Here is a 19,974-nt window from a genome sequence, read left to right as displayed (position 1 = left end):
GAGTTCTCCAGTGACCGCCGCGGCAACCGGCTCCGTCCTGATCAGTGATGTCCGCCCGTACGGCGAGGGCGACCCGGTCGACGTGCTCGTCGTCGACGGCGCCATCACCGAGATCGGTGCCGGACTCGACGCGCCCGAGGGTGCCGAGCGCATCGACGGCAAGGGTGGCGTGCTGCTGCCCGGGTTCGTCGACCTGCACACACACCTGCGCGAACCCGGCCGCGAGGACACCGAGACCATCCGCTCCGGGTCGGAGGCGGCCGCGCTCGGCGGGTACACCGCCGTGTTCGCGATGGCCAACACCAACCCGGTCGCCGACAACTCCACCGTCACCGACAACGTATGGCGCACCGGCCGCGAGATCGGCCTGGTCGACGTCCACCCGGTCGGCGCGGTGACCGTCGGTCTCGAGGGCAGGCAACTCGCCGAGATGGGCATGATGGCCGCCGGTGCCGCCGGGGTGCGCATGTTCAGCGACGACGGCAAGTGCGTCCACGACCCGCTGCTGATGCGCCGCGCCCTCGAGTACGCGAAGGGTCTGGGCGTGCTCATCGCCCAGCACGCGGAGGAGCCGCGGCTGACCGTCGGCGCCGTCGCCAACGAGGGGCCGACCGCGTCACGGCTCGGACTCGCCGGCTGGCCACGCGCCGCCGAGGAGTCGATCGTCATCCGCGACGCGCTGCTCGCCCGCGACGCCGGTGCGCGCGTCCACATCTGTCACGCCTCCACCGAGGGCACCGTCGAGTTGCTGCGCTGGGCCAAGGAGCAGGGCATCGCGATCACCGCCGAGGTGACCCCGCACCACCTGCTGCTCGACGACTCGAGGCTGGAGACCTATGACCCGGTCAACAAGGTCAACCCGCCGCTGCGCGAGGTCCGTGACAAGGAAGCCCTGCGGCAGGCGCTCGCGGATGGGATCGTCGACTGCGTGGCGACCGACCATGCCCCGCACGCCGCGCAGGAGAAGTGCTGCGAGTTCGCCCAGGCCAAGCCGGGCATGCTCGGCCTGCAGACCGCGCTGCCCATCGTCGTCGAGACACTGGTCAAGCCGGGCCTGCTGGACTGGCGCGGGGTCGCGCGGGTGATGAGTGAACGGCCCGCGCAGATCGTCGAACTGACGGATCAGGGCCGGCCGATCGCGGTCGGCGAGCCGGGCAACCTGACCGTCGTCGATCCGGACACCTCCTGGGTGGTGCACGGCGACGAGTTGGCCAGCCTCTCGCGGAACACCCCGTACGAGGAGATGACGATGCCGGCCGCGATCACGGCGACGGTGTTGCGCGGGGTGGTCACCACACGCGAGGGCCGGGTGACCAGATGAGCGTCGAGTCCCGGCGCGGGATGGTCCCGGGCATTCTCATCCTGCTCGTGGCCGCGTCGCTCTTCACCACCTGGCTCGGCTACGGCAAGGTGGTGTTCAACGCATGGTTCATCGGCGTGTTCGCGCTCATCTTCGCCGGCTTGCTGGCGATGTTCTACCTGCTCATCCGGGGCCCGAAGACGAAGGCGGCGGCTCAGGCCGACCTCATCGGCGAGCTGCCGCGGGTGCCGGCCGACCTCGGCGCGGAACTCCGCGGACCCGACACCGGCCTCTACGTGGGCTCCACGGTCGCGCCGAGCTGGCAGAACCGCGTGGTGGTCGGGGACATCTCCGACCGCGCCGCCGCGACCATCACCGAGTTCGCGGCGGGCATCCTGATCGCGCGCCAGGGGGCCAGTGACATCTGGATCCCGAGGGAGTCGATCATCCAGGTGCGCACCGACCGCGGACTTGCAGGCAAGGTCATGGGCGCCGACGGGCTGCTGGTGATCCGGTGGGTCCTGCCGACCGGCACCGCGATCGACAGCGGACTGCGCGCCGATGACAAAACGATCTATCCCGGCTGGGTGGACGCCTTTGCCGGGCAGCATGACAGTGGACAGGGGACACAGGAATGAACACAGCGGTCTTGGTGCTGGAGAACGGCCAGGTGTGCACCGGCCGGAGCTTCGGCGCGACAGGCGAGACCCTCGGTGAAGCGGTGTTCTGCACCGCGATGACCGGCTACCAGGAGACCCTGACCGACCCGAGTTACCACCGGCAGATCGTCGTGGCCACCGCGCCGCAGATCGGCAACACCGGCTGGAACACCGAGGACGGCGAGAGCACCGGCAGTGCGGGCAGCACCGGGGTCGACGGCGACTCCGGCAAGATCTGGGTGGCCGGCTATGCCGTGCGCAACCCCACCCGACGCGTCTCCAACTGGCGAGCCACCACCTCGCTCGAGGACGAACTCGTCCGGCAGGGCGTGGTCGGCATCGCCGGTGTCGACACCCGCACCATCGTGCGCATCCTGCGCGACCACGGCTCGATGAAGGCCGGCATCTTCTCCGGCGACGCGCTCGCCGACACCGACGAGTTGCTGGCGCGGGTGCGCAACCAGCCCGACATGAAGGGCGCGCGCCTGGCCACCGAGGTCACCACCGACAACGGCTACGTCGTCGGCCCGGTCGGCGAGCACCGGTTCACCATCGCGGCCATCGACCTCGGCATCAAGACGAACACCCCGCGCATGTTCGCCCAGCGCGGCGTGCGCACCCACGTGCTGCCCGCCACCGTCGCCCTCGATGCCATCACCGACATCAGGCCCGACGGTGTGTTCCTCTCGAACGGCCCCGGCGACCCGGCGACCGCCGACGACATCGTCGAGCTCACCCGTGCGGTTCTCGGCGAGAACCTGCCGCTGTTCGGCATCTGCTTCGGCAACCAGATCCTGGGACGCGCCCTCGGTCGCGGCACTTACAAGATGAAGTTCGGGCACCGGGGCATCAACATCCCGGTCGTCGACCATGCCACCGGCAAGGTCTCGATCACCGCGCAGAACCACGGCTTCGCACTCGAGGGCGAGGCGGGGGAGGAGTTCGACTCCGACTTCGGCCGCGCGCGGGTCAGTCATGTCTGCGCCAACGACGGCACCGTGGAGGGCGTCGAGCTGCTCTCCGGGCGCGCGTTCTCCGTGCAGTACCACCCGGAGGCGGCGGCCGGACCCCACGACGCCGCATACCTGTTCGACAAATTCGTCACCCTGCTCGAGGGTGACCGTGCGCAAGGAGCCAAGGCCTGATGCCGCGCCGCCAAGACATCAATCACGTACTGGTCATCGGTTCCGGACCGATCGTCATCGGCCAGGCCTGCGAGTTCGACTACTCGGGCACCCAGGCCTGCCGCGTCCTCAAGTCCGAGGGTCTGCGCGTCAGCCTCGTGAACTCCAACCCGGCCACGATCATGACCGACCCGGAGTTCGCCGACGCCACCTACATCGAGCCGATCACACCGGAGTTCATCGAGAAGGTCATCGAGGCCGAGCGTGACGCGGGGCATCCGATCGACGCGGTGCTCGCGACCCTCGGCGGCCAGACCGCGCTGAACGCCGCGGTCGCGCTGCACGATCGCGGCTCGCTGGAGAAATACGGCATCGAGCTGATCGGCGCCGACTTCGATGCCATCCAGCGCGGCGAGGACCGCCAGATGTTCAAGGACATCGTCGAGAAGGTCGGCGGCGAGAGCGCCCGCTCCCGCGTGTGCCACACCATGGACGAGGTCCGCGAGACCGTCGCCGAGCTCGGTTTCCCGGTGGTCGTGCGCCCGTCGTTCACCATGGGCGGCCTCGGCTCCGGCATGGCCTACGACGAGGCCGACCTCGAGCGCATCGCCGGCGGCGGCCTGGCCGCGTCGCCGACCGCGAACGTCCTCATCGAGGAGTCGATCCTCGGCTGGAAGGAATACGAGCTCGAGCTCATGCGCGACAACCGTGACAACGTCGTGGTGGTCTGCTCGATCGAGAACGTCGACCCGGTCGGCGTGCACACCGGTGACTCGGTGACCGTCGCCCCGGCGATGACCCTCACCGACCGCGAGTACCAGATCATGCGCGATCTCTCGATCGCCATCCTGCGCGAGGTCGGCGTCGACACCGGCGGCTGCAACATCCAGTTCGCGCAGAATCCGCAGGACGGTCGCCTCGTCGTCATCGAGATGAACCCGCGTGTGTCGCGGTCGTCGGCGCTGGCGTCGAAGGCCACCGGCTTCCCGATCGCGAAGATCGCGGCGAAGCTGGCCATCGGCTACAGCCTCGACGAGATCGTCAACGACATCACCAAGGAGACACCGGCCTGCTTCGAGCCCACGCTCGACTACGTCGTGGTCAAGGCGCCGCGGTTCGCGTTCGAGAAGTTCCCGGGCGCCGACGACACCCTGACCACCACGATGAAGTCGGTCGGCGAGGCGATGAGCCTGGGCCGCAGCTTCGCCGAGGCGCTCGGTAAGGTCATGCGGTCGCTGGAGACCAAGGCCGCCGGGTTCTGGACCGAGCCCAACCGGCCGGACCCGAAGACCCTCGACCTCGCGGCGCTGCTGGAGGACGTCAAGACGCCCAAGGACGGGCGACTGTACAAGATCATGCTGGCCTTCGAGGCCGGCGCGACCGTCGAGCAGCTCTACGACGCGACCGCGATCGATCCGTGGTTCCTCGCCGAGATCGCCGGCATCGCCGAGCTCGGCGCGCAGATCCGCGACGCCGAGACACTCGACGAGGCGCTCCTGCGCGAGGCGAAGTCGACCGGCTTCTCCGATCGCCAGATCGCCGCGCTGCGCGCCGACTTCCCCGACGAGGCGGCGGTGCGCGCACATCGCCTGTCACTCGGTGTGCGCCCGGTGTACAAGACCGTCGACACCTGTGCGGCCGAGTTCGAGGCGAAGACCCCGTACCACTACTCGACCTACGAACTCGATCCGGCGGCGACCAGCGAGATCGCGCCGCAGCCCGATCGTCCGAAGGTGCTGATCCTGGGTTCGGGTCCCAACCGCATCGGCCAGGGCATCGAGTTCGACTACTCGTGCGTCCACGCCGCCCTCACCCTCAGTGAGGCCGGTTACGAGACGGTGATGGTCAACTGCAACCCGGAGACGGTCTCCACCGACTACGACACCGCCGACCGCCTGTACTTCGAGCCGCTGACCTTCGAGGACGTGCTCGAGGTCTACTACGCCGAATCGCAGTCGGGTACCGTCGCCGGCGTCATCGTGCAGCTCGGCGGCCAGACCCCGCTCGGCCTGGCGCGCCGCCTCGAGGAGGCCGGGGTGCCGATCGTAGGCACCAGCCCGGCGGCCATCGACCTGGCCGAGGACCGCGGCGAGTTCGGCAAGGTGCTCACCGCCGCGGGCCTGCCCGCGCCCGCGTTCGGCACCGCGACCAGCTTCGCCGAGGCCCGTGACACCGCAGCCCGCATCGGCTACCCGGTGCTGGTGCGCCCGTCGTACGTCCTCGGCGGCCGCGGCATGGAGATCGTCTACGACGAGAAGTCTCTCGAGGACTACATCTCCCGCGCCACCGAGCTGACCCCCGACCACCCGGTGCTGGTGGACCGCTTCCTGGAGGATGCGGTGGAGATCGACGTCGACGCGCTGTGCGACGGGGACGAGGTCTTCATCGGCGGTGTCATGGAGCACATCGAGGAGGCCGGCATCCACTCCGGCGACTCGGCGTGCGCGCTGCCGCCGGTCACCCTGGGTCGCGCCGACCTGGAGATGGTCCGGCGGTCCACCGAGGCGCTCGCCAAGGGCATCGGGGTGAAGGGCCTGCTCAACGTCCAGTACGCGCTGAAGGACGACGTGCTCTACGTCCTCGAGGCCAACCCGCGCGCGAGTCGCACCGTGCCGTTCGTCTCCAAGGCGACCGCGGTGCCGCTGGCCAAGGCGTGTGCCCGCGTGATGCTCGGGTCGTCGATCGCCGACCTGCGCGCGCAGGGCATCCTGCCGAAGACCGGCGACGGCGGCGAGGCGCCGACGTCCGCGCCGATCTCGGTCAAGGAGGCGGTCCTGCCGTTCAACCGGTTCCGTCGCCACGACGGCAGCGGGGTCGACAACCTGCTCAGCCCGGAGATGAAGTCGACCGGTGAGGTCATGGGCATCGACGCCGACTTCGGCCGCGCCTTCGCCAAGTCGCAGACCGCGGCGTACGGCTCGCTCCCGACCAGCGGATCGATCTTCGTGTCGGTGGCCAACAAGGACAAGCGCGCGCTGATCTTCCCGGTCAAGCACCTCGCCGACCTGGGCTTCACCATCCTGGCCACCGAGGGCACTGCGGATGTCTTGCGCCGCAACGGCATCCAGTGCGAGACGGTGCTCAAGCACTTCGAGGCCGCCGAGGGGCAGCGCACGATCGTCGACATCATCCGCGCGGGTGGGGTCGCGATGGTGATCAACACCCCGTACGGCAACTCGGGACCGCGCGTCGACGGATACGAGATCCGCTCGGCCGCGGTGAGCGTGAACATCCCGTGCATCACCACCGTCCAGGGGGCGAGCGCCGCAGTGCAGGGCATCGAGGCAGCGATCAGCGGCGATGTCCGGGTGAGGTCGATCCAGGGACGTCACGCGGACCTGGCCGGCCTGTCGTGAGCCCGGAGGCCGGTTTCGGCGCCCGCTACCGGAGGGTGACGGCCGAGCGCGGGCGCCTGTGCGCGGGCATCGACCCGCACACCAGCCTGCTGTCCGACTGGGGTCTGCCCACGACCGCCGAGGGTCTGGCGCGCTTCGCGGACATCTGCGTCGAGGCGCTGGCCCCGGTCGCCGCGGTGATCAAGCCGCAGGTGGCGTTCTTCGAGTCGTACGGCGCCGCGGGGTTCGCGGTGCTGGAACGGGTCATCGCGGGCTGCCGGGAGGCCGGTGCGGTGGTCATCGCCGACGCCAAGCGCGGCGACATCGGCTCGACGATGGCCGCCTACGCGCAGGCATGGCTGTCGGACACCTCGCCGCTGTGTGCCGATTCGGTGACCGCGTCGCCGTACCTCGGCTACCAGTCGCTGCGTCCCGCGCTCGACCTCGCCCGAGAGGGCGAACGCGGGGTGTTCGTGCTCGCCCGCACGTCCAACCCGGAGGGCGGCGACGTCCAGCAGGCCCGGGCGGGGGAGCGGTCGGTGGCCCAGTCCATCGTCGACGCCGCCGCAGCAGAGAACGCCGACGGTCGCGCGACCGTCGGTCTCGTGGTCGGCGCCACCCGCGAGCACGGGCTCGATCTGTCCGCGCTCGACGGCCCCATCCTGGCGCCCGGCCTCGGCGCGCAGGGCGCCACCGCCGACGATCTGCCGACGGTTTTCGCCGGCGCCGATCCGGCCTGGGTGTTGCCCGCGAGCTCACGCGGTGTGCTGCGCGCCGGGCCCGACGTGGCCGCGCTGCGCGCGGCGTTCACGCGTACCCGCGACGAGGTCGAGGTCGCGCTGGGTTAGACGGCATCGCCGGTCCGTGCCGCCTCGATCCGTCATCCGCCCAGGAGCGGTGTCGGTCGAGGGACGCCCGCGGTCAGGCCGATGGACACGACGCACGGTTGGTCGGGCGACGGCAGCTCACGCTCGCAGTCCGAGATGCGTTGCGGTTCGCGGGAATTCACACGACGCACGGTTGGTCGGGCGACGGCAGCTCACGGGCCGGCGGGTGTGGTCCGGAGTACTGGCCTCTTCACGGTCGTGTCGGATACCAGTGGCTGGTCGCGGTCGACGACCGGACTCGCATCGGTGACGATCACGGGGCGGGAACCGGTGGGTGCGCTCTGTCGAGGTGTCGGACCATCGAAGAACACGTAGTAGCCGTCGAATCCGGAATCGTAGTCACCGCTGCCGAGTCCGTGGAAACAGATCCCGGTGGTCCCGGCCAACTCGTTCACGTCCGCGCTGGTGCTGCTCCCGCCGATCATGACCACACGGTCCCACCGTCCGTCGGGCCAGCGAGCGCTTCGGGCTATCTCGTCGAGGCTCGTGGTGGTGCCGGCGGCCACCGCCATCTCTTCGGCCACACGGAGGAAGTCGGCCGTCGAGCCGAGGGGTTGCTCATTGCTCCGAAGCGCGAACTCGCTGCTGCAGGACGCCTGGTGCGGTCCGCCGCCGGTATCGGGGCGTGGGATGCACGCGCTCGAGAACACCGCCAGGCAACCGAGGACGATTCCCACGCCGAAGCGGCGGCAGCCGCGCACGTGGCCGGACTCGCGCGTGGTCACCGAGCCGGGGACCGGAGCGGGATGTCGGTCTTCAACGCGAACCCTGTCGTGTGCTCCTCGAGCTTGTTGCTCCACTGGATCTCTCCGTTTTCGTCGAGCACGAGCGTGCGACCCTCGTCGACCGCCTTGTCCACCAGCACCGCGAGCTCGTCCGGGGACGCATCCGGGTTCGCGGTGGCGATCCGGCGTCCCACTTCGTTGTTGTACAAGTCCATCGCCTCCCGATGAGCCGGGTTTCCGCCCAGGCCTTCGTGGGCGTTGGTGAACCTCTCGGTCCACTCCTCGCCGAAGCGCTCCGTCATCAGTGCATTCCAGTAGGCATGCCGGAACGCATCCCCGTGACCGTCGGCGAGTGAATTGTTCTGCCCCTGTTTGTCGGGGTGGCGCTCGCGGGCAACCGAATCGGCCTTCTTCTCGATCTGGAAGAAGTCGTAGACGGCCTTCCAACCGGTCCCCGGAACGACCGCCATCTCGGCCAGCATCGTGACCTCCTCGGGCGTCATCAACGTGGGCTCGAACGTCGGATCGAACCTGCGAATCGTGTCGAGCAGGTCTCCCGACGGCCATAGACGCGCACCACCTTCGGAGGGGTCCACCTGGTACTTGCGCAGGATCTCGGCCAGCCGGGGGTCGTCGTGGTGCCCCGCGACGCCGTTCTTGACCGGGTCCGGAAGGCTTTCGAGGAGCCGGCGCATCGCTTCGGAGCCGACCTTGTCGATCTCTTCGATGCGCCTCAGCGACCGGCGGATCTCCTTGGTGAGGTAGTTCTCCAGGGACTCCTTCTGAGCGAGTTTGACCTGGAACGCGAGTTTCCAGGTCTTCAGCCACTCGTAGTTCGACTTCGTCGAGTAGACCTCCCCGTCGCTGTCGACCGCGAGTTCGAACTCGGAGTCGAGTGCCTCGGCCCTCTTCGATCGCACGTTTTCGATCTCGCCCTGCATCTGGGAGAGGAGGGAGTCGAACTCTCCTGCCACGGCGTCGATCACCGCAGAGCTCTTGGTGGCCGCCTCCGCGTGGGAGTTCGAGGCCCCGCGTGCTTGGTCGCCGGCGGCGTCGCGCCAGTACTCCAGTGAGTTGTCGAACGTGACGGCGGCACGGCCTGCCAGCTCACGGAGATCCGAGGACTTGGTGGTCAGCGCGTCGCTGACCGAGCTCGCGGCCTCGAAGTCCCATCGCAACACCGTCTCGACGGTGTACCCGTTGTCGTTCGCCATCGTCAGCCTCCCGGCTCGGACGGGGCGGTGCCGGGCGCGCCGGCGGCCGACGGGACACCGCGTTCGAAGCCGGCGGCGGCCTCGGCATCTGCGTTCTCGTAGGCCTCCGCGGCGCGCGCGCAGAGATCGGCGTAGGTGCCGTATTCACCCGCGTGGTAGGTGATGACCTTGTTCAGTGCGGTCGCGGCATCCTTCAGGTTGGCGGCGAGCGCACAACCGGCGGCCCCGGCTTCTGCGTCGATCCCGCGATCGAGCGGTGCGAGCAGCGCGACCGCGTCGCCGGTGGTCCGCATCTGTCCGCCGAGCTCCCCGATCCTCACCGGATCGACTTCCATCTGCCCCCCAAACAGCTGTCGTGGTCAAAAGCCCCGTAAGAGTAGCGGGGGACCACGACCGTGCGTTTTCGGTGTCCACAACGGCCTGACCCGGCGCGACACGCGCAAGACGGCATGAGAATCCCAACAAATCTGGGCGATCACTTGAGTCACACCCGTCTCAGCGTGTGAAACCACTCGCGAATCGATTGTTCGCATCGCTAGCGATCAGGTCGCGCCGTCACGCTTCTGTGACCTGCATGTTCGCCGTAAAAGGGGTAGTCAGGAGGGTGTGGACGATTCGGCCGAAGGCATCGGAGGTCGCCGGGCGTCGCGCCCCACTACAACATGAGAAAACACCGCGAAACCGGGGGGTCGCGCTCGCAAATGCCTGCTCACGTGGGTACGGTCGCATTCGCCGCCAACAATCGGCGGTGCCGGGCGGGTACCCCACCCGACCGCATCGTTGCGAAGACGACGCAGCATCGCCAGCGTGGCAAACAGCCGTCGGCCGCCCGTGGGCGGACGATGACAGTCCCAATCAAGAACGAAAGACGGAGGAACCCGTGGCCCTTCCCCAGTTGACTGACGAGCAGCGCGCCGCTGCGTTGGAGAAGGCAGCTGCCGCTCGTCGCGTCCGCGCGGAGCTCAAGGAGCGCCTGAAGCGCGGTGGCACCGATCTCCAGCAGGTGCTCAAGGACGCCGAGAACGACGAGATCCTGGGCAAGATGAAGGTCTCGGCCCTGCTCGAGGCCCTGCCCAAGGTCGGCAAGGTCAAGGCTCAGGAGATCATGACCGAGCTGGAGATCGCTCCGACCCGCCGCCTGCGTGGTCTCGGCGACCGTCAGCGCAAGGCCCTGCTCGAGAAGTTCAGCAACTGAACGTGAGCACTGCACGCACGAGGGGCCGACTGATCGTTTTGGTCGGCCCCTCGGCCGTCGGCAAGTCCACCGTCGTCGCCAAGGTGCGCGACGCGATCCCGGACCTGTTCTTCAGCGTCTCTGCGACCACCCGTGACCCGCGCCCCGGCGAGGTGGACGGACGTGATTATCACTTCGTCTCCGCCGAGGACTTCGACAAGATGATCGAAGGCGACGAACTGCTCGAGTGGGCGGAGATCCACGGCGGACTGCAACGGTCCGGGACCCCGCTGTCGCCGGTCCTCGCCGCGCTGGAGGCCGGCAAGCCGGTGTTGCTGGAGGTCGACCTGGTCGGCGCGCGTAACGTCGTGAAGCGCCTGCCCGAGGCGACCACCGTCTTCCTCGCGCCGCCGAGCTGGGACGAGCTCGTCGCCCGTCTGACCAACCGCGGCACCGAGACCCCCGAGGCGATCGAGCGCCGCCTGGCGACCGCGAAGGTCGAGATGGCAGCGCAGGACGAGTTCGACCACGTCATCGTGAACAACGAAGTCGACCGGGCCGCCTCCGAGTTGGTATCCTTGCTGGTCGGACCTGAGCAGCCCACCGCGCCCGCGACCTGACCGGCCCCTCACGGCATCGGACGATGCCGACGACATCCCAGACCTCTACGCAGGAGTTCGTGTGACCGCACCGACCAACTTCGACTACACCGAGATCGCCGACGCGCCGGCCTACGACACGCCGCTGGGCATCACCAACCCGCCGATCGACGAGCTGCTCGAGCGCGCGTCGTCGAAGTACGCGCTGGTCATCTTCGCCGCCAAGCGCGCACGCCAGATCAACGACTACTACAACCAGCTCGGCGACGGCATCCTCGAGTACGTCGGTCCGCTGGTCGAGCCGGGCCTGCACGAGAAGCCGCTCTCGATCGCGCTGCGCGAGATCCACGCCGACCTCCTCGAGCACACCGAGGGCGAATAGTCTCGGCGTCGGGATGACGAAGCCGACCAAGACACGACGCCGGATCCTCATCGGCGTCGGCGGAGGCATCGCGGCATACAAGGTGTGCTCGGTGATCCGCCACTTCACCGAGGCCGGACACGAGGTCCGGGTGGTCCCCACCCCGACCGCCCTCGAATTCGTCGGCAAGGCGACCTTCGAGGCGCTGTCCGGCAATCCGGTCACCACCTCCGTCTTCGACGACGTCGACGAGGTCGCCCATGTGCGGCTGGGTCAGGGGGCCGATCTCGTGGTGATCGCGCCGGCCACGGCCGATCTGATGGCGCGCGCAGCTCAGGGCCGCGCCGACGATCTGCTGACCGCATCGCTGCTCACGGTGCGGTGTCCGGTGCTGTTCGTGCCGGCCATGCACACCGAGATGTGGGAGCATCCGGCCACCCAGGCCAACGTCGCCACGCTGCGCGCGCATGGCGCCACGGTGATGACGCCGGCGTCCGGCCGTCTCACCGGCACCGACTCCGGTCGAGGGCGTCTCCCGGATCCGCAGGAGATCGCCCTGATCGGCGAGTTGCTCCTCGACCGGCCCGACGCCCTGCCCTACGACCTGGCCGGTGTGCGCGTGCTGATCAGCGCGGGCGGTACCCGGGAGCCGCTCGATCCGGTCCGCTACCTGGGCAATCACTCCTCGGGTAAGCAGGGCTTCGCGCTCGCCCGCGCAGCCGCCCAGCGGGGTGCCAGCGTCACCGTCGTCGCGGGTTCCACCGCCGACCCCGGGGACCCGGCCGGTGTGGAGATCGTCCGCATCGCCACCGCTCAGGAGCTCGCCGAGGAGATGACCAAGCGCGCCGCGGACGCCGACGTGGTGATCATGGCCGCCGCGGTCGCCGACTTCCGGCCGATCAACGTGGCCGACGCCAAGATCAAGAAGGGCGACACCGGACCCGCCCCGATCGAGCTGACCACCAACCCCGACATCCTCCGCGGCCTCGTCGAGGCCCGCGAGGAGGGCCGTATCCCCACCGAGACCGTCATCGTCGGGTTCGCCGCCGAGACCGGCGACGAGACCGGCGGAGTGCTCGACCACGGCCGCGCGAAGCTCAAGCGCAAGGGCTGCGACCTGCTGGTCGTCAACGCGGTCGGCGACGGCAAGGCATTCGGCACCGAGGACAACACCGGGTGGCTGCTGTCGGCCGAGGGCGCGGAGACCGCATTGCCCTTCGGGTCGAAAACACTCATGTCGAGTCGGATACTTGACGAAGTCCGTCGACTGGTGCCTGATAGTCGGGGAGCCTGAGCGGCACGGGGGACAGACGCACCCGCGTGTAGTTTGATGTGAACTCCATCGGCCGACGACGGCCCATACCTGCCAAACGGCGCCGGAGACCCTCCGCGCGCGAGATCTCGAGAGGATCTGATGACCACCTCGTCACGCCTGTTCACGAGCGAATCCGTCACCGAGGGACATCCCGACAAGATCTGTGACGCGATCAGCGACTCGATCCTCGATGCCATCCTCGCCGACGACCCGAAGGCTCGTGTCGCGGTGGAGACCCTGGTGACGACGGGTCAGGTCCACGTCGCCGGTGAGGTCACCACCTCGGCCTACGTCGACATCCCCGGCATCGTGCGCAACAAGATCCTCGAGATCGGCTACGACTCCTCGACCAAGGGTTTCGACGGCGCCTCGTGCGGCGTCAACGTGGCCATCGGCGCGCAGTCCCCGGACATCTACGACGGCGTCTTCCAGTCCCATGAGAGCCGCAGCGGCATCTCCGAGGACGAGATCGACCAGCAGGGTGCCGGCGACCAGGGGCTGATGTTCGGGTACGCCACCAACGAGACCCCCGAGCTAATGCCGGTGCCGATCGCGATCGCGCACCGCCTCTCGCGCAAGCTGACCGAGGTCCGCAAGGACGGCACGCTGCCGTACCTGCGTCCCGACGGCAAGACCCAGGTAACCATCGAGTACGACGGCGACAAGGCGGTCCGGCTCGACACCGTGGTGCTGTCCACCCAGCACGCGGCCGACATCGACCTCGACAACCTGCTCGCGCCCGACATCAAGAAGCAGGTCGTCGACGCGGTGCTCGCCGAGATCGACCTGCCGGGCCTCGACACCTCCGACTACCGCCTGCTGGTCAACCCGACCGGCAAGTTCGTCCTCGGCGGCCCGATGGGCGACGCCGGCCTGACCGGCCGCAAGATCATCGTCGACACCTACGGCGGCATGGCCCGTCACGGCGGCGGTGCGTTCTCGGGCAAGGACCCGTCGAAGGTCGACCGCAGCGCCGCCTACGCGATGCGCTGGGTCGCCAAGAACGCCGTCGCCGCCGGTCTGGCCGATCGCATCGAGGTCCAGGTCGCCTACGCGATCGGCAAGGCCGCCCCGGTGGGCCTGTTCGTCGAGACCTTCGGCACCGAGAAGGTCTCGACCGACGTCATCGAGCGCGTCATCGGCGAGCACTTCGACCTGCGGCCGCTCGCGATCATCCGCGACCTGGATCTGCAGCGCCCGATCTACGCCCCGACCGCGGCGTACGGCCACTTCGGCCGCACCGACGTCGATCTGCCCTGGGAGCGGACCGACCGCGCGGAGAAGCTGCGCGCGGCCGCCGGTCTCTGAGACACCGAAGGGCGGTAGGCCCTGCCACCGAAGGGCGCACGGGTACCGGCTGATTCGCTGCCGGTGGCCCGTGTGCTGCCCATTCTCGGACTCGCACACCTGGACCGACCGTTCGACTACCTGATCGACTCCGATCAGGACGCGAACGCGGTGCCGGGTGTGCGGGTCCGTGTTCGGTTCTCGGGACGCCTCGTCGACGGGTTCATCCTCGAACGCATCGAGAAGAGCGACCATCCGGGCAGGCTCGGCTGGCTTGACCGCGTCATCTCCCCGGAACCGGTCCTCACCCCCGAGCTCGCGACGTTGTGCCGCGCGGTCGCCGACCGGTACGCCGGCACCATGGGCGACGTCGTGCGTCTGGCGATCCCGCCGCGACACGCGCGCACCGAGAAAGAGGAAACACCGGTACCGACGACCGTCGTCGAACCCCCGGACCTCACCGAGTGGCGTCGCTATCCGCTGGCCGAGTCGTTCGTCGAGGCCCTCGACGGCGGGCATCCGCGTGCTGCGTGGCAGGCCGTGCCGGGGGAGGACTGGCCCCAGCGGCTGGCCGAGCTCGCGGCGGCGACCGTGTCGTCGGGACGCGGATGCATCATCGTCGTGCCCGACCAGCGCGACCTCGACCGTGTGTGGGGGGCCTGTGAACCGCTGATCGGGGATCGTGGCGTCGCGTTGGCCGCGGGACTCGGGCCCACCGCCCGATACCGTCGTTGGCTCGCGGCACGACGTGGCGCGGCGAAGCTCGTGATCGGCACGCGCAGTGCGGTTTTCGCGCCCGTCCAGGATCTCGGCCTGATCGTCGTGTGGGACGACGGCGACGACAGCATGCCCGACCCGCGGGCGCCGTACCCGCATCCGCGCGAGGTTGCGGTGGTGCGTGCGCACCAGGAGCAGTGCGGCCTCATCCTCGGCGGGTTCGCGCGGACCGCCGAGGCCCAGGCGCTCGTCGCGTCGGGCTGGGCGCACGATCTGCTCGCCGACCGTGCCACGGTCCGCGAACGCAGCCCGCGGGTGCAGGCGATCTCCGACGACGACCGGCAGATCGCGCGCGACCCGATGGCCCGGTCGGCCCGTATCCCCGAGATCGCCTTCGACGCCGCACGCAAGGCGTTCGCCGCCGACCAGGCGGTGGTGTTCAGCGTGCCGCGTCGCGGATACGTGCCGTCGCTCGCGTGTACGCGCTGCCGCGAACACGCCCGCTGCCGTGCCTGTCACGGTCCGCTGCAGATGGACGGCGCGCAGCGGCTGTCGTGCCGGTGGTGCGGCCGGCCGGAGCGGTCCTTCCGCTGCCCGGAGTGTGGCAACACGAAGGTGCGTGCCACGGTGACCGGCGCGCGGCGTACCGCCGAGGAACTCGGCCGCGCGTTCGCCGGGGTGCCGGTGGTGACCAGTGGTGGCGACACGATCCTGGACTCGATCGAACCCGGTGCGCGTCTCGTCGTGGCCACGCCCGGCGCCGAACCGGTCGCGCCCGGCGGCTATGGAGCCGCGATCGTCCTGGACACCTGGGCACAGCTCGACCGCGCCGACCTGCGCGCCGAGGAACACGCCGTCCGACGCTGGATGGCGCTGGCGGGTATGGTCCGCCCGCACGGCGACGGCGGCCGCGTGGTGATCGTAGCCGACTCCGCACTCGCGCCCGTCCAGGCGCTGATTCGGTGGGACCCCGTCGGTTTCGCGTCCATGCAGCTCGACGAGCGCGTCGAGCTCGGGTTCCCACCCGCGGTCACGATGGCGTCGATCGACGGTCCGACCCAGGTGATCACCGACTTCGTCGAACACCTCGAACTGCCCGAGGGGACCGACATTCTCGGCCCGGTTCCGCTGCCGCCCGGGGTACGTCCGCCGGCCGGCAGCGCCGAGTGGGAGGCCGCCGCCGACGACGAGATGGACCGCATCCTGGTGCGGCTGCCGCGAAAGCACGGACGGCTGCTCGCCAAGGCGCTCGCGGCGGGACAGGCGCGACGCAACACGCATCGTCAGACCGGGCCGATCCGGGTCCAGGTGGACCCGCCTACGATCGGATGAATGCGCATCGTTTTCGCCGGTACACCCGAGGTCGCCGTGCCGTCGTTGCAGGCCCTGCTCGACTCGCCGTCACATGAGGTCGTCGGCGTCATCACCCGCCCCGACACGGTCGCCGGACGGGGGCGCAAGGTGGTGCGCTCGCCGATCGGAGTGCTCGCCGACGAGCACGGCCTCGAGGTGATCACCCCGCGCCGGCTGTCCGAACCCGAGGTCGCCGAGACCCTGCGCCGCTGGGCGCCCGACGCCGCGGCCGTCGTCGCCTACGGCGGTCTCGTCCCCGAGGACCTGCTCGACCTGCCCACCCATGGGTGGATCAATCTGCACCTCTCCGTGCTTCCCGCATGGCGCGGTGCGGCGCCTGTGCAGGCGGCGATCGCGGCCGGTGACGAGGTCACCGGCGCCAGCACCTTCCGGATCGAGAAGGGGCTCGACACCGGCCCCGTGTACGGCGTGCTCACCGAGACGATCCGGCCCACCGACACCGCCGGCGACCTCCTCGCACGGCTGGCCGAGGCGGGCTCGGGGCTGCTGGTGAACACGCTCGACGGCATCGAGTCCGGCCGACTGATCCCGGAGCCCCAGCCGAATGTCGGGGTCAGCCACGCGCCCAAGGTGGAGGTGGAAGACGCGCGGGTCCGCTGGGATCTGCCCGCGCACATCATCGACCGCGTCGTCCGCGCCTACACTCCGGCTCCCGGCGCGTGGACCGTGCTGGAGGAGGCACGGATCAAGGTCGGGCCGGTGCGGCCGGTGGCTGCCGACGACGCGTCGCTGCCCGACTCCGCCCGCGAGGGCCTGGCGGCCGGCGTGCTCGCGGTGACGAAGAAGGCGGTCTTCGTCGGAACCGGTTCGACGCCGGTGAGACTCGGCACGGTGCAGCCGCCGGGCAAGAAGGCGATGCCCGCTGCCGACTGGGCGCGCGGCGCACGCCTCGAAGACGGCACGGTGCTGGGATGAGCGCCGACCGGCGTCCGGGCAGCGGCGGATCACGGGGCGGCGGATCGCGGGGCGGCGGCTCACAGAACCGCGCCGGCGACAAGCCGCAGAACACCGCGAAGTTCCGCCAGAAGGAGATCGACCCGGCGCGCGTCGCCGCGCGCGACGTGTTGCGCGCGGTGCGGGAGCGCGACGCCTACGCCAACCTCGTGCTCCCGAAGATGTTGCGGGAGCGCAAGATCAGCGGTCGCGACGCGGCGTTCGCCACCGAGCTCGCCTACGGCGCCGCCCGTGCGCAGGGCCTGCTCGATGCGGTGATCTCGTCGGCGGCCGGGCGACCGGTCGAGGAGATCGACGGCACGCTGCTCGACGTCCTGCGCCTGGGTACCTACCAGTTGCTGCGCACCCGGGTGAGCCCGCACGCGGCGGTGTCGACGTCGGTGGACCTGGTGCGTTCCGAGAACGGCATGGGCCCGGCGGGTTTCGTGAATGCGGTGCTGCGCAAGGTGTCGCAGAAGGACGAGGACATGTGGGTCGAGGAGCTCGCGCCCTCGCCGGCCGAGGACCTCGTCGGGTTTCTCGCCTTTCAATACGCGCACCCGCGCTGGATCGCCGAGGTGTTTCGTGAGGCGCTGGGCGGTTCGGCCGGCCAGTTGCAGGCACTGCTGGCCGCCGACGACGAGCGGCCGCCGGTGCACCTCGTCGCCCGTCCCGGTCTCATGACCGCCGAGGAGCTCGCGCTGATGAGCGGGGGAGAGGTCGGCTGGTTCTCGCCGTACTGCGTCTACCTGCCGAGTGGTGATCCGTCCGACGTCGACGCGATCCGCGAGGGATACGCCGGTGTGCAGGACGAGGGCAGCCAGCTGGTCGCGCGGGCGGTCACGGTCGCCGAGGTCGACGAGGACTCCGGGCGCTGGCTCGACATGTGCGCCGGCCCCGGCGGCAAGGCCGCGCTGATCGGCTCGCTCGCCGACATCGACGGCGCGCACCTCGATGCCATCGAGGTGTCGACTCATCGCGCCGAACTGATCCGCAAGTCCGTCCGGGATCTGCCGGTGACCATCCACGTCGCCGATGCGCGGTCGAGCGGCCTGGAGCCGGGCTTCGACCGCATCCTGCTCGACGCCCCGTGCTCGGGGCTCGGGTCGCTGCGTCGCCGACCCGAATCCCGTTGGCGCCGAAGTCCGCGCGACGTCGACGAGCTGGTGGTCCTGCAGAAGGAACTGCTGTCCGAGGCCTTGCGTCTGGTGAAACCCGGTGGCGTCGTCGTGTATTCGACGTGCTCGCCGCATCCTGCCGAGACCACCGCGGTCGTCGCCGACGTCCTCGCGGAGGTCGAGGGTGCGCGTCAGCTCGATGCGCGGCCGCTGGTCACGGTGGGGGAGCTCGAGGGTGAGCTGCTCGGCGACGGCCCGCACGTGCAGTTGTGGCCGCACATCCACGGCACCGACGCGATGTTCCTGGCGGCGTTGACGCGGGACTGACCTCGCCCGCACTTCCTGTCCACGAGTGAGTCGTCGGACGTCCTGTGTTCCAGACCTCGGTCCGGACAGGCGACCTCGATCGAGGTCGCATCACCGAAGTGAGGTCTGCCAGAGGGCGGATGATCGGGGTCCGGTGAGCCTTCCGGGTAACGTCCGACCGGTGACGACCACCGTGATCCGCCCCGCCACGCCGGCCGACGTCGACGGTGCGGCGACGACCCTCGGCCTCGCCTTCGCCGACTATCCGTTCACCCGGCACACCGTCGACGCGCGGGACCATCTCGATCGGGTCCGGTCCCTGCAACGCCTCTACCTCTCCGAGGTCGGACTGCCATGCGGAAAGGTCTGGGTGTCAGGCGATCTCACGGCGGTCGCGGTGTGGATCGCCCCGTCGTCGTCGGGTCTCGAGGAGGCCTTCGGCGCCATCGCCGATCGCGTCGTCGACCTGTACGGCGACCGCGCCGAGATCGCGGCGCGTGCCGACGAGGCGGCCGCACCGCTGCGTCCGGCCCAATCCGTCTGGCATCTGGCCACGGTCGGCGTCGCGCCGTCCGCGCAGGGCCGCGGACTCGGGCGGGCGGTGCTCGAACCGGGCCTGCGGGCCGCGGAGGCGGAGGGGATGCCGGCGTACCTGGAGACGTCGTCGCACTCGAACGTCGCGTTCTACGAACGACTCGGCTTCGAGGTCATCGGAGAGGTCGCGCTGCCCGACGACGGGCCGACGGTCTGGGGGATGCTGCGCACGAAGGCGTAGAGCGAATCGGCCTATGGCGCGCATTTCTTCTACAAATCGCGGTCGCCCTAGACTTGTCGACCATGTGCACCGCCGGTAACGCGCCCATGATCGCCCCGTCCATCCTGTCCGCGGACTTCGCGAATCTCGCCGATGAGGCGGCGGCGGTCGCGAGGCCCGGTGCCACCCGCGCGGACTGGTTGCACGTCGACGTCATGGACAACCACTTCGTGCCGAACCTGACGCTCGGCCTGCCGATCGTCGAGAGCCTGCTGAAGGCCACCGACATCCCGCTCGACTGCCACCTCATGATCGAGAACCCCGACCGCTGGGCGCCGCCGTACGCCGAGGCCGGCGCGCACAACGTCACCTTCCACGCGGAGGCCACCGAGAACCCGGTCGGCGTCGCCCGCGACATCCGCGCCGCCGGCGCCAAGGCGGGCCTGTCGATCAAGCCGGGCACCCCGCTCGAGCCGTACCTGGAGATCCTCCGCGACTTCGACACCCTGCTCGTCATGAGCGTCGAACCAGGTTTCGGCGGACAGAAGTTCATCCCCGACGTCCTGTCCAAGGTCCGCGCGATCCGCAGGTACATCGCCGCCGAGGACCTGAAGCTGCTCGTCGAGATCGACGGCGGTATCAACGCCGACACCATCGAGCAGGCCGCGGAGGCCGGCGTCGACTGCTTCGTCGCGGGCTCGGCCGTCTACGGCGCCGACGACCCGGGCCAGGCGGTGGCCGCCCTGCGCCGCCAGGCCGTCGAGGCCCGCGCCAAGGCCGGCATCTGATCGG

Annotated in this window: 18 protein-coding genes; 15 read left to right on the top strand and 3 right to left on the bottom strand. The window is 69.7% G+C overall.

Annotated features, from left to right (window positions below; translation table 11 throughout):
- The first annotated feature begins 10 nt into the window (after positions 1-10).
- The 5 genes from ABFT43_RS11665 to pyrF are packed head-to-tail and all read left to right on the top strand — an operon-like array spanning position 11 to position 7,266.
- Entirely contained in the window at positions 11-1,321 is a 1,311-nt protein-coding gene (locus tag ABFT43_RS11665; RefSeq protein ID WP_347960513.1) for a dihydroorotase, read from the top strand.
- Complete coding sequence (locus ABFT43_RS11660) at positions 1,318-1,938, top strand: PH-like domain-containing protein (RefSeq protein WP_347960512.1); 621 nt, start codon at positions 1,318-1,320, stop codon at positions 1,936-1,938. The genes ABFT43_RS11665 and ABFT43_RS11660 overlap by 4 nt, the downstream gene beginning before the upstream one ends.
- Positions 1,935-3,104 (top strand): glutamine-hydrolyzing carbamoyl-phosphate synthase small subunit, encoded by a 1,170-nt coding sequence (gene carA, locus ABFT43_RS11655; protein ID WP_347960511.1) that lies wholly within the window; start codon positions 1,935-1,937, stop codon positions 3,102-3,104. Before ABFT43_RS11660 ends, carA begins: the two co-directional genes overlap by 4 nt.
- Complete coding sequence (gene carB, locus ABFT43_RS11650; protein ID WP_347960510.1) at positions 3,104-6,439, top strand: carbamoyl-phosphate synthase large subunit; 3,336 nt, start codon at positions 3,104-3,106, stop codon at positions 6,437-6,439. The genes carA and carB overlap by 1 nt, the downstream gene beginning before the upstream one ends.
- The gene (gene pyrF / locus ABFT43_RS11645) at positions 6,436-7,266 is read left to right on the top strand and encodes an orotidine-5'-phosphate decarboxylase (RefSeq protein WP_347960509.1); all 831 of its coding nucleotides are present in this window, start codon (positions 6,436-6,438) and stop codon (positions 7,264-7,266) included. Before carB ends, pyrF begins: the two co-directional genes overlap by 4 nt.
- Positions 7,267-7,457: 191 nt before the next feature.
- On the opposite strand, the gene ABFT43_RS11640 is transcribed toward pyrF, so the two are convergent.
- Genes ABFT43_RS11640 through ABFT43_RS11630 form a run of 3 tightly spaced genes read right to left on the bottom strand, consistent with a single transcriptional unit; the run spans position 7,458 to position 9,579 of the window.
- Entirely contained in the window at positions 7,458-8,030 is a 573-nt protein-coding gene (locus ABFT43_RS11640) for a hypothetical protein (protein WP_347960508.1), read from the bottom strand.
- A complete protein-coding gene (locus tag ABFT43_RS11635) occupies positions 8,027-9,244 on the bottom strand; it encodes a DUF6973 domain-containing protein (protein WP_347960507.1) in 1,218 nt (405 codons plus the stop codon). Before ABFT43_RS11635 ends, ABFT43_RS11640 begins: the two co-directional genes overlap by 4 nt.
- A 2-nt stretch (positions 9,245-9,246) precedes the next feature.
- Complete coding sequence (locus ABFT43_RS11630; RefSeq protein WP_347960506.1) at positions 9,247-9,579, bottom strand: type VII secretion target; 333 nt, start codon at positions 9,577-9,579, stop codon at positions 9,247-9,249.
- Positions 9,580-10,124: 545 nt separating this feature from the next.
- On the opposite strand from ABFT43_RS11630, the gene mihF reads away from it, so the two are divergent.
- From mihF to rpe, 10 genes are all read left to right on the top strand, one after another.
- The gene (mihF, locus tag ABFT43_RS11625) at positions 10,125-10,439 is read left to right on the top strand and encodes an integration host factor, actinobacterial type (RefSeq protein WP_006902231.1); all 315 of its coding nucleotides are present in this window, start codon (positions 10,125-10,127) and stop codon (positions 10,437-10,439) included.
- A gap of 2 nt (positions 10,440-10,441) precedes the next feature.
- Positions 10,442-11,038, top strand: coding sequence for a guanylate kinase (gmk, locus tag ABFT43_RS11620; protein WP_347960505.1), 597 nt, complete (start codon positions 10,442-10,444; stop codon positions 11,036-11,038).
- Positions 11,039-11,099: 61 nt separating this feature from the next.
- Positions 11,100-11,399, top strand: coding sequence for a DNA-directed RNA polymerase subunit omega (gene rpoZ, locus ABFT43_RS11615; protein ID WP_006902234.1), 300 nt, complete (start codon positions 11,100-11,102; stop codon positions 11,397-11,399).
- Positions 11,400-11,412: 13 nt separating this feature from the next.
- Complete coding sequence (gene coaBC / locus ABFT43_RS11610; RefSeq protein WP_347960504.1) at positions 11,413-12,672, top strand: bifunctional phosphopantothenoylcysteine decarboxylase/phosphopantothenate--cysteine ligase CoaBC; 1,260 nt, start codon at positions 11,413-11,415, stop codon at positions 12,670-12,672.
- Between the two features lie 120 nt (positions 12,673-12,792).
- Positions 12,793-14,001, top strand: a complete 1,209-nt coding sequence (gene metK, locus ABFT43_RS11605; RefSeq protein ID WP_457590142.1) for a methionine adenosyltransferase — start codon at positions 12,793-12,795, stop codon at positions 13,999-14,001.
- A gap of 72 nt (positions 14,002-14,073) precedes the next feature.
- The gene (locus tag ABFT43_RS11600) at positions 14,074-16,029 is read left to right on the top strand and encodes a primosomal protein N' (RefSeq protein ID WP_457590141.1); all 1,956 of its coding nucleotides are present in this window, start codon (positions 14,074-14,076) and stop codon (positions 16,027-16,029) included.
- Positions 16,030-16,986: a methionyl-tRNA formyltransferase gene (fmt, locus tag ABFT43_RS11595; RefSeq protein WP_347960502.1), complete on the top strand. Its 957-nt coding sequence runs from the start codon at positions 16,030-16,032 to the stop codon at positions 16,984-16,986.
- A complete protein-coding gene (locus tag ABFT43_RS11590; RefSeq protein WP_347960501.1) occupies positions 16,983-18,449 on the top strand; it encodes an RsmB/NOP family class I SAM-dependent RNA methyltransferase in 1,467 nt (488 codons plus the stop codon). The genes fmt and ABFT43_RS11590 overlap by 4 nt, the downstream gene beginning before the upstream one ends.
- Before the next feature lie 160 nt (positions 18,450-18,609).
- Positions 18,610-19,203: a GNAT family N-acetyltransferase gene (locus tag ABFT43_RS11585; RefSeq protein ID WP_347960500.1), complete on the top strand. Its 594-nt coding sequence runs from the start codon at positions 18,610-18,612 to the stop codon at positions 19,201-19,203.
- 62 nt (positions 19,204-19,265) lie between these two features.
- Complete coding sequence (gene rpe / locus ABFT43_RS11580; protein ID WP_347960499.1) at positions 19,266-19,970, top strand: ribulose-phosphate 3-epimerase; 705 nt, start codon at positions 19,266-19,268, stop codon at positions 19,968-19,970.
- Positions 19,971-19,974 lie beyond the last annotated feature (4 nt).

This window comes from Gordonia aurantiaca, assembly GCF_039939235.1.
GTDB lineage: Bacteria > Actinomycetota > Actinomycetes > Mycobacteriales > Mycobacteriaceae > Gordonia.
This window is presented reverse-complemented; position numbering and strand designations above follow the sequence as displayed.

What these genes read in the sequence shown, in the direction of transcription:
- ABFT43_RS11660 (WP_347960512.1), top strand. Translation starts at nt 1,318, where the DNA reads ATGAGCGTCGAGTCCCGGCGCGGGATGGTCCCGGGCATTCTCATCCTG.
- carA (WP_347960511.1), top strand. Translation starts at nt 1,935, where the DNA reads ATGAACACAGCGGTCTTGGTGCTGGAGAACGGCCAGGTGTGCACCGGC.
- carB (WP_347960510.1), top strand. Translation starts at nt 3,104, where the DNA reads ATGCCGCGCCGCCAAGACATCAATCACGTACTGGTCATCGGTTCCGGA.
- ABFT43_RS11635 (WP_347960507.1), bottom strand. Translation starts at nt 9,244, where the DNA reads ATGGCGAACGACAACGGGTACACCGTCGAGACGGTGTTGCGATGGGAC.
- ABFT43_RS11630 (WP_347960506.1), bottom strand. Translation starts at nt 9,579, where the DNA reads ATGGAAGTCGATCCGGTGAGGATCGGGGAGCTCGGCGGACAGATGCGG.
- coaBC (WP_347960504.1), top strand. Translation starts at nt 11,413, where the DNA reads ATGACGAAGCCGACCAAGACACGACGCCGGATCCTCATCGGCGTCGGC.
- metK (WP_457590142.1), top strand. Translation starts at nt 12,793, where the DNA reads ATGACCACCTCGTCACGCCTGTTCACGAGCGAATCCGTCACCGAGGGA.
- fmt (WP_347960502.1), top strand. Translation starts at nt 16,030, where the DNA reads ATGCGCATCGTTTTCGCCGGTACACCCGAGGTCGCCGTGCCGTCGTTG.
- ABFT43_RS11590 (WP_347960501.1), top strand. Translation starts at nt 16,983, where the DNA reads ATGAGCGCCGACCGGCGTCCGGGCAGCGGCGGATCACGGGGCGGCGGA.
- rpe (WP_347960499.1), top strand. Translation starts at nt 19,266, where the DNA reads ATGTGCACCGCCGGTAACGCGCCCATGATCGCCCCGTCCATCCTGTCC.